Source organism: Streptomyces boncukensis (genome assembly GCF_011045075.1).
In the GTDB taxonomy this organism is placed as follows: Bacteria; Actinomycetota; Actinomycetes; order Streptomycetales; family Streptomycetaceae; genus Streptomyces; species Streptomyces boncukensis.
In genome coordinates, this window is the sequence record NZ_JAAKZZ010000357.1 from 1 (window position 1) to 7,896 (window position 7,896).

At 70.9% G+C, this 7,896-nt stretch carries 8 protein-coding genes and 1 pseudogene; 1 reads left to right on the top strand and 8 read right to left on the bottom strand.

Annotation, left to right across the window (positions count from 1 at the left end; translation table 11 throughout):
- Together G5C65_RS26365 and G5C65_RS26370 are read right to left on the bottom strand one after the other, a co-directional pair.
- A partial coding sequence (locus G5C65_RS26365; RefSeq protein WP_165301438.1) for an acyltransferase domain-containing protein occupies nt 1-1,543 on the bottom strand: 1,543 nt, incomplete at its 3' end.
- Nucleotides 1,544-1,866: 323 nt separating this feature from the next.
- Nucleotides 1,867-2,553 (bottom strand): TetR/AcrR family transcriptional regulator, encoded by a 687-nt coding sequence (locus G5C65_RS26370; protein ID WP_241266068.1) that lies wholly within the window; start codon nt 2,551-2,553, stop codon nt 1,867-1,869.
- A gap of 169 nt (nt 2,554-2,722) precedes the next feature.
- Between G5C65_RS26370 and G5C65_RS40815 the strand changes: the two are divergent.
- Nucleotides 2,723-3,130 (top strand): annotated as a pseudogene (locus G5C65_RS40815) (acyltransferase domain-containing protein); the annotation flags it as partial.
- Between the two features lie 6 nt (nt 3,131-3,136).
- On the opposite strand, the gene G5C65_RS26380 reads toward G5C65_RS40815, so the two are convergent.
- The 6 genes from G5C65_RS26380 to sbnB all read right to left on the bottom strand — a co-directional run bounded on the left by G5C65_RS26380 (nt 3,137) and on the right by sbnB (nt 7,850).
- Entirely contained in the window at nt 3,137-3,625 is a 489-nt protein-coding gene (locus tag G5C65_RS26380) for a Gfo/Idh/MocA family protein (RefSeq protein ID WP_165301439.1), read from the bottom strand.
- Complete coding sequence (locus tag G5C65_RS26385) at nt 3,622-4,440, bottom strand: arylamine N-acetyltransferase family protein (RefSeq protein ID WP_165301440.1); 819 nt, start codon at nt 4,438-4,440, stop codon at nt 3,622-3,624. The genes G5C65_RS26380 and G5C65_RS26385 overlap by 4 nt, the downstream gene beginning before the upstream one ends.
- 70 nt (nt 4,441-4,510) lie before the next feature.
- Nucleotides 4,511-4,966 carry a 3-oxoacyl-ACP synthase III family protein gene (locus G5C65_RS40505; RefSeq protein WP_338146669.1) on the bottom strand — a complete coding sequence of 152 codons (456 nt, stop codon included), beginning with the start codon at nt 4,964-4,966 and terminating at the stop codon, nt 4,511-4,513.
- A complete protein-coding gene (locus tag G5C65_RS40510) occupies nt 4,945-5,415 on the bottom strand; it encodes a 3-oxoacyl-ACP synthase III family protein (protein ID WP_338146670.1) in 471 nt (156 codons plus the stop codon). The genes G5C65_RS40505 and G5C65_RS40510 overlap by 22 nt, the downstream gene beginning before the upstream one ends.
- Before the next feature lie 350 nt (nt 5,416-5,765).
- Entirely contained in the window at nt 5,766-6,797 is a 1,032-nt protein-coding gene (gene sbnA / locus G5C65_RS26395) for a 2,3-diaminopropionate biosynthesis protein SbnA (protein WP_165301441.1), read from the bottom strand.
- Between the two features lie 36 nt (nt 6,798-6,833).
- A complete protein-coding gene (gene sbnB / locus G5C65_RS26400; RefSeq protein WP_165301443.1) occupies nt 6,834-7,850 on the bottom strand; it encodes a 2,3-diaminopropionate biosynthesis protein SbnB in 1,017 nt (338 codons plus the stop codon).
- Nucleotides 7,851-7,896 lie beyond the last annotated feature (46 nt).

Genomic DNA, 7,896 nt, shown 5'->3' on the forward strand with positions numbered 1-7,896 from the left:
CCATCGTCACCGGCAACGAAACCCCCAACACCCCCACCAAACGATTCCGCAACTCCACCGCCGTCAACGAATCCAAACCCAAATCAGAGAACGACACCCGAACATCGATCTGCTTCTCCAGGCCCAGGACGGAACTCACCTGTTCCCGTACCAGATCCAGCATCGCCTTCTCCTGGCCCTGGTGTGCCTGGTGTGTGCGGCGCGGGGTCCGGATGCGTGCGTCGCGGGGCAGTTCGACGAACTGACCGCCCCGGCCGGCGAACATCGCCGACCAGTCGACGTCCAGTCCGCGTACATACAGTTCGCACAGTCCGGACAGCATCTTGTGCAGCCCCGCGTCGCCGCGCTGGATCGAGCCGACGACGTCCGCACCGGGCGCTGTCTGGTCGATCGCGGCGACGAGCAGCGGGTGGGGGCCAATTTCCACGAAGAACCGGTGGTCGGCCTCGGCAGCGGCCCGTACCGCCTCGTCGAACCGGACCGGGAGACGCAGTACGCGGCAGTAGAATTCGCGGTCGACCTCTCCGGATTCCAGCCGTCGGCCCTGCAGCGCAGAGAACATCGGGATGCCCGGATCGGATGCGGCGATGCGGCCGAAGTTCTCCCGCATCTCCGGGTATATCGCATCGATCATCGGGGAATGGGCCGGGAGGTGAACGCCGTTGGCCTCGTTCACCCGCACACCGGTTTCGCGCAGATGGGCGAGGCACGCGTCCATCGCATCCCACTCGCCGGACAGCAGCACGGATTGCGCGCCGTTCATGCCGCCGAACCAGACGGACCACGGGTGCGGAGGATCCATCAGCAGGTCCCGCCCGCCCTGGGCGACCGCCACCTTCCCGGTGCCGTACAGCCTGTGCTGCGCCTGCCCCCATTCGAGGGCCGCGCGCATCGCGTCCTCGCGGGAGTACACCCCGGATATGCATCCGGCCGCCAGTTCGCCGATGCTGTGTCCGACGACGGAGTCGGGCCGCACTCCGAGAGAGCGCCACAGCTCGGTCAGCGCGACGGCCGTCGCGAACAGGATCGGTTGGACGACGTCGATCCGCTCCAGCCAGCCGGGGTCCTCGCCCCGCAGCACCTCCAGCATCGACCAGCCGGCGATCGGAGCGTGCAGCTCGTCCAGCGAGGCCAGGTGCCGGTGGAACTCGGGCGACTGCTCCAGCAGTTCCACGGCCATCCCGGCCCACTGCGCGCCCATACCGGGGTAGACGAACGCGGCCTTGCCCGGCGCGTCGGCGATCCCCCGCAGGACGCCGGGGGCCAGGTCTCCGGCGGCGAGTGCGGCGAGCCCGCGCTGGAAGTCCTCGCGGCGGGTGCCGAGGATCGCGGCCCGGTGGCGCTCCGGGGTCCGGTGCACGGCCAGCGAGTAGCCCACGTCCAGCGGGTCGAGCTCCGGATGGGCTGTCAGGTGCTCGGCGAGCAGCTCCGCCTTCCCCGCCAGCTCGTCCTCGGAAGCCGCCCCCAGGATCCAGGGCACGGGTACGTCAGCACCAGGAGAGTCTCCGGTCACACCCCGCGGAACGCCGTCGTCGTACGCCAACTGAAGCTCCCTCAGTAACGCCGCCGGTCACATGGTCGTCTCGGCTCCCGAGGGTTCGGTGGTCACGACGAACCCCGTCGGGGCCCCGCGCGCCAAGCGGGAGCGTCGCCGAACCCGAACCGCCCAGAACTTGCGCTGGATACGGGCTTGATCCTCGCTGAAGGGCGGGGCCCCTGGGAACTCGCGCAGGAGAACCCTCCTGCGAACGTCGAGTAAGCGTCACGTTTCCGTGCATAGCGGGGCGGGCAACTGAGAACTTCGCCCCGCGGACAGCCGCCGCGGGGCGATCGGATCGGCGTGTCGGCGTCCGGGAGCCTTGCGGACTACCCCCGCTCCCGGTCGCCCGGAGGCGGGACGGATTCCGTTCCGTACAGCCGCAGGAAGGTGTCCACTCCGCTGGTGACGATGGCGGCCGTCTCGGACTCCGGCATCGGGACGGCGCCGTAGAAGGTCCGCTGGTTCACATCCATGATCGTCAACAGGTTGAAGTGGTTCGCGGCCCGGTCGGCGTCGTCGAGGGCGAGCAGGCCCCGGTCGGCGATCCGCTGGAGGTACGGGGCCAGGCGCAGGTGGGCGGAGAGCGGTCCGGCCTCCTTCCAGTCCTCCAGCAGCGCGGGCGGAATCCGCGTGACCTCCGCCTCCAGCGTGCGGACCAGGGCGAAGTGGTCCGGAAAGTCCGTCACCGCGGCCGCCCGTTCCATCGCGAAGGCGACGAGGTCCTCCCGCAGGTTCACGATCTTCCTCAGATGTCGTTCCATGATCTCCGCGATGGCCTCGGTGACCTGGTGCGCGCCCTCCAGGGCCACCGAGTGGAACAGATGCTCCTTGTCCCGGAAGTGGTTGTAGATCGTCCGCTTGGAGACACCGGCCTCCACGGCGATGGTGTCGACGCTGGCGCGGGAGTACCCCTCGCGGCCGAAGACGACGCGGGCCGCCTGCGCGATCGCCCTGCGCTTCTCCGGCATCCCGCGCCGCTGCTGCGGCTTCTCCTCCTGCGCGCGCTGGCTCATCCTCTCCCCTTTCCGCGGTACGAACGCCCACCTGATCATCGAACAGGCGGATGCGGCGGATGCGGCGGATGCGGCGGACGCGGCGGACGCGGCGGACGCGGCGCAGGCGCCCGCTCCGGAACCGGCGGACCCCCCGGAGCCGGAGCGGCACCTCGCCTTCCGCCCCTGGGTGCTCTCCGCACGCTCCCCGGGCGCGCTGTCGGCCCAGGCCGAACGGCTGCGCGCCCGCCTCGGCGACCCCGGCGGGCACCTCGTGGACATCGGGTTCTCGCTGGCGGCCACCCGCGCGGAGCTGGAGTACCGGGCTGTCCTCCTCGGCCAGGACCGGGACGGGCTGGCCGCCGGGCTCGCGGCGCTCTCCGCGCGCGAGCCGTCCGCACAGGTGGTGCACGGCGCCCTCCCGGTGCAGGGCCCGGACCGGCCGGTGCTGGTCTTCCCCGGCCAGGGCGCCCAGTGGGTGGGGATGGCGCTGGGCCTGACAGCGGCGTCGCCCGTCTTCGCGCGCGCCCTGCGGGAGTGCGCCGAGGCGCTGGAGCCCCTGGTCGACTGGGACCTGCTGGATGTGCTGGCCGACGAGTCCGCGCTAGTCCGCCGGAAGGCTGGCGGTGCAGGCGGCGTAGAGGTAGCGCAGTTCGCCGAGGCGGCCCTCGTCCACCAGCTTCTTGGCCACGAGGTACTGCGGGTGATGACGGGGCATCACGCCCTCGGCGCACTGCCGCCCCGCCGCGTCGGCCGCGTCGAAGACCCGCTCGGTCTCGGCGGTGCCGAGCGCGAGCGGCTTCTCCACCAGCACGTGCTTGCCGGCCTGGAGTGCCCTGACCGCCCACTCGGCGTGGTCGACCGGGTCCAGGGCGACGAAGACGGCCTCCACGCCGTCGTCCTCCAGCAGCTCCTCGTAGCTGCCGTGGGACCGGGCGATGGCGTGGGTTCCGGCGTAGGCGCGGGCCGTCTCCTCGTCGTCGTGCGCGACGGCGACGAAAGCGGACGTGGTGGAGGCGGCCTCGGCCTTCATCGCGACGTCCGCGTAGCCGCCGGTGACCAGTAGCCCCCAGTTCACCTGACTCCTGCTCATGTCCATGGTCCTCTCCGGGCCCGGGGCCCGGCCGCCGGCATCGGAGGCAGCTCCGGCAGCCGGTCCAGCTCGATGCCGAACCACCGCTCGACGGCGGCGGGGAACGCGTCGTCGTCGAGCACCTCCGTGATCCGCTCGCCGTTCTCGTAGCGGGTGAGCCTGCGGTCCAGCAAGGAGGCGCGGCCCTCCGGCCGCACCAGCGAGGCCCAGATGGTGCGGCCGGTGACCGGCGAGTCCTCGGACGTGCAGAACCACCACATCGTCGGAACGAAGTCGCCGATGTCGCGTGCCCGGGTCTCCAGGCGGATCCGGTGGACCCCGTCGTGGACGATCTCCACATCGCCGTCGGGTGTGTCGACGATGCGGTACTCGCCGTTCTCGTCCTTCTGCGGCCCGCGCTCGGCGAACCGCAGCGGAGCCCAGCTCGCCCAGCGGAAGCCGACATCGGCGAGCCAGAACTCGCCGTCGATCTCCACCCGCAGCATCATGTGCCCGAAGAAGGCTCCCAGCCGGGGCTCCTGTCCGTTGTGCAGGCTGCGCCCCGCGAGCAGGCTCACCCGGTAGCCGAGTGCCGTCAGCAGCGCGGCGAACGAGGTGTTGAGCTCGTAGCAGCCGCCTCCGCGGCGCCGGCCGACGATCTTCTCCACCGCGCCTTCGCCGATCCTGACGGGGTCGCCGAGGCTGAAGTCGAACGTCTCGAAGGGGACGGACCTCAGATGTCGTTCCTGCAGGTACTCCAGAGCCTCCAGGTCTGCCCTGGCGGGGCGTTCGGCCCCGATCCGCTCCAGATAGGCGTCCACGTCCACTGCACTCATCTCTCCCCCTGCTCTTCGTCCGAGGTGCTGCTGTCTTCCGCTGTGCTGTCCTGGTGCCGGGCGGCCGGGCTCACCAGTCGATCAGGGCGAAACCGAACGTGAATCCGCCGCCAAAGGCGACGAGGAGCACCTTGTCGCCCTCGTGCAGCGCCCCCGCCCGCGCCGCGTCGTCCAGGGTGACCGGAATCGATGCCGCTCCGGTGTTGCCGTAGACGGCCACCGTCGTGTGCATACGGGCCCGGGGGAAGGCCAGGTCCTGCTCCAGGGTCCGCAGCATCATGCCGTTGCCCTGGTGCGGAACGATGTGCGCGATGTCCTCCTTGGACACCCCGGTCTCGTCGAGAAAGTCCGACAGCCGACCCGGCAGGGTCGTGCGGACGATGTCGACGACACCGCGGCCGTCCATCGCGAAGTAGTGCAGCCTGTCGTCCACGGTGGCGTGCGCGGTGCCCAGCCGGGTGCCGCCCGCCGGGACCTGCACCAGGTCCCGGCCCTCGCTGTAGTTCAGCAGCCGGGTGGCCCGCACCCGCCGCGCCGGACCAGGGGTCGGCCCGACGACGACGGCCCCCGCGCCGTCCCCGAGGAGCACACGGCGTTGAGGTCGAAGGCGGCCGCGGTAGGGGGCGCGTCGAGCGCGTGCGCCACGTGCGCCGCGGTGGCCGGCTGCGGGGAGTCGGGGGTGGACGTCGCGACGATGATCTGCGAGAGCTGCGCGACGCTCACCCCGGCGTCCTCCAGCGCGCTGCGGCCCGCCATGGCCGCCAGGTCGGAGGTGGCCTCGTCGTCTTTCGCGAAGCGCCGTTCACGGATGCCCGTCTTGCGCGTGATCCACTCGTCGTCCACGCCGGCCGGCGCGCCGACCTCGTCGTTGCCGACGACGAACGAGGGCAGGTAGGAACCCGTGCCCAGGATCGCTGCGCCCTTCGTACTCGAATCTTCCGGCCGGTCGGATTCCCAGCCCTGGTATCGGCTCATTTCTCGGCTCCTTGTACGGTTATGGAAACTCGGCATCCCGCGGTTTCGGAGTGATTTCCCAGCGTTTTCACCCACGGGGCGGTTCGTACGGTAGGAAAGCCAAACACGGGCCGTTCGGACGTGGCAATGAGAGGAGGCCACTGCCGCAGCGACTTCAGGAAATTGGCACATGTGCTGTGGAAACGCGGCGAGTCCCCGAAGTCGCGCGCAATCCGGCGCCTGCTGTTGTGCGCCGGTACTCCGGTGAAATGGATTTCCGGAGTCCGCGCGGAATCCGGCGCGGAACTGCGGAATCCGGGACTGTCACCCGTTCACTTGCGTAGCCGGTGTCGGCCGATGCCGGGCACGCCCTACGGGCTCAGTGGCTGGCAGCCCGGGTGCAGGGGGCAGCGGTCGAGATCCAGCTCCAGGTCGGCGGTGAGTTCGTCGGGGCCGAGCACGTCGTCGCCGAACAGGTCGTGCAGCCACGTGGACTGGTAGAGGGTGTCCAGATAGCGCTCGCCGAGGTCCGGTGCGATGGCCACCGCGGTCAGGTCCCGCGCGTCGTGCCCGCTCAGCCAGCGCGCCGCGCCGCTGACCACGGTTCCGGTGGACCCGCCGAAGAGGAAGCCGCGTCTGGCCAGCCGGTGGCAGGCCCGGATGGTGTCCGCCTCCTCGACGAGCAGCACGTCATCGACGTAGGACTCGTTCAGCAGCGCCGGGCGGACGCTCGTGCCCAGGCCGGGGATCATGCGGCGGCCCGGCTCGCCGCCGAAGGTCACCGAGCCCGCGCTGTCCACCGCCACGACCCGCACCCGGCGGCGCAGCTCCCGGAAGTAGCGCGCGCAGCCCATCAGGGTCCCGGTGGTGCCGGCCCCGACGAACAGCACGTCCAGCTCGGGGAAGTGGCGGGCGATGGCCGGTGCCGTCGTGCGGTAGTGCGCTCTCCAGTTGTCCGCGTTGGCGTACTGGTTGAGCCACACGTACCGGTCGTCAGCGGCGCACAGCGCCCGTACGTGGGCGATCCGCGCGCCCAGCAGGCCGCCGTCGGCCGCGGGTTCGGCGATGGTGTGCACCCGGCCGCCCAGCGCTTCGATGAACCGGCGGGCCGACAGGTTGCAGCGGGAGTCGGTCACGCACACGAAGCCGTAGCCCTTGCTCGCCGCGATGACGCTCAGGGCCACGCCGAGGTTTCCCGACGAGGACTCGACCAGAATGGATCCCGGCCGCAGGGCGCCGCTCCACTCCGCGGCCTCCACCATCTCCGTCGCCGCCTTGAGTTTGATCGAGCCGGCGAAATTGAAGCCCTCGCACTTGAGGAAGAGCGCGTGCCCGACCATCGGCCGCAGATCGACGTACAGCTCTTCCTCGTTGAAATCGACCGGAGTGGAAATGACCGTCATGCCGTCCCCCTCGTCCGCGGCTGCGTTCCGGGCCGCTCAGCCATGGCGGCGCAGTTCGTGGAAGAAATCGTCGATGACGTTCAGTTCGCCCGAGCGGGCCACCTCGTCGTGGACGAACGCGCCCACCGCGAGGTCGAGCACGCCGAGCCCGAAGGGCGAGAACACCACGGTCCGGTCCCCGGGCACCGCGACCCGCCCGGCCAGTACGTCGTCCAGCGTCCCGGCGAGGAAGTCGCGCCGTCCGGTGTGCTGTTCCGCCAGATGCGGTGAGGTGCCGGCCTTCAGGCAGTGCTCGGTGTCGTCCACGATGTTCACCGAGTCGAGCACGATGCCGGGTGCGAGGTCGCGCAGCGAGATGTGCAGCACCAGCGGATGGTGCGTGAACCAGGTCGGGTCGGTGATGTGCGGCTCAGCCGCGACGGTCGCGAAGACGACCAGGTCGCTGGAGCGGATCAGTTGCTCGGCGCCGTCGTGCACGGTGATCCGGTCCGCGGCCTGCGACTGCTCCAGATAGTCGCGGAAGCCGGCCGCGCTCCGCGCGGACACGTCGTACACGCCCGTCTGTTCGAACGACCAGCCCGTGGCGGTGAGGTAGGTGTGGATGTAGCGGGCGATCAGGCCGGTTCCGACGAACCCGACGCGCGCCGGGCGCGGCCGTCCGCTGCTGAGCCGGTGCGCGGCCAGTGCCGCGGACGCCGCCGTCCTGGTGGCGCTGATGATCGAGCTCTCCAGGCAGGCGAACGGATAGCCGGTCGCGGGGTCGTTGAGGATCAGGACGGCGGAGGCCCGGGGGATGCCGGACGCCACGTTCTCCGGGAAGCTGGAGATCCACTTCAGGCCGTCGACCGGCGTGCGCCCGCCGAGCGACGCGGGCAGCGCGATGATCCGGGAGGACGGGCGGTCCGGGAACCGCAGGAAGTACGAGGGCGGGTTCACCGTCTCGCCGCCGCCGTGCAGCCGGTAGGTCGCCTCGACCAGGTCCACGATCCCTCTCTCGCGCCCCTGGAGCGCCCGCTGGACCTGCGCGCCGGGGATCACCGCGAACGGTGGCACCGTGCCGGGCGCCGGAGCGGGAGCGTCGGCGGCTGGGGCGGCGGAC

What these genes read in the sequence shown, in the direction of transcription:
- G5C65_RS26380 (WP_165301439.1), bottom strand. Translation starts at nt 3,625, where the DNA reads ATGAGCAGGAGTCAGGTGAACTGGGGGCTACTGGTCACCGGCGGCTAC.
- G5C65_RS26385 (WP_165301440.1), bottom strand. Translation starts at nt 4,440, where the DNA reads ATGAGTGCAGTGGACGTGGACGCCTATCTGGAGCGGATCGGGGCCGAA.
- sbnA (WP_165301441.1), bottom strand. Translation starts at nt 6,797, where the DNA reads ATGACGGTCATTTCCACTCCGGTCGATTTCAACGAGGAAGAGCTGTAC.
- G5C65_RS26370 (WP_241266068.1), bottom strand. Translation starts at nt 2,553, where the DNA reads ATGAGCCAGCGCGCGCAGGAGGAGAAGCCGCAGCAGCGGCGCGGGATG.
- G5C65_RS40510 (WP_338146670.1), bottom strand. Translation starts at nt 5,415, where the DNA reads ATGAGCCGATACCAGGGCTGGGAATCCGACCGGCCGGAAGATTCGAGT.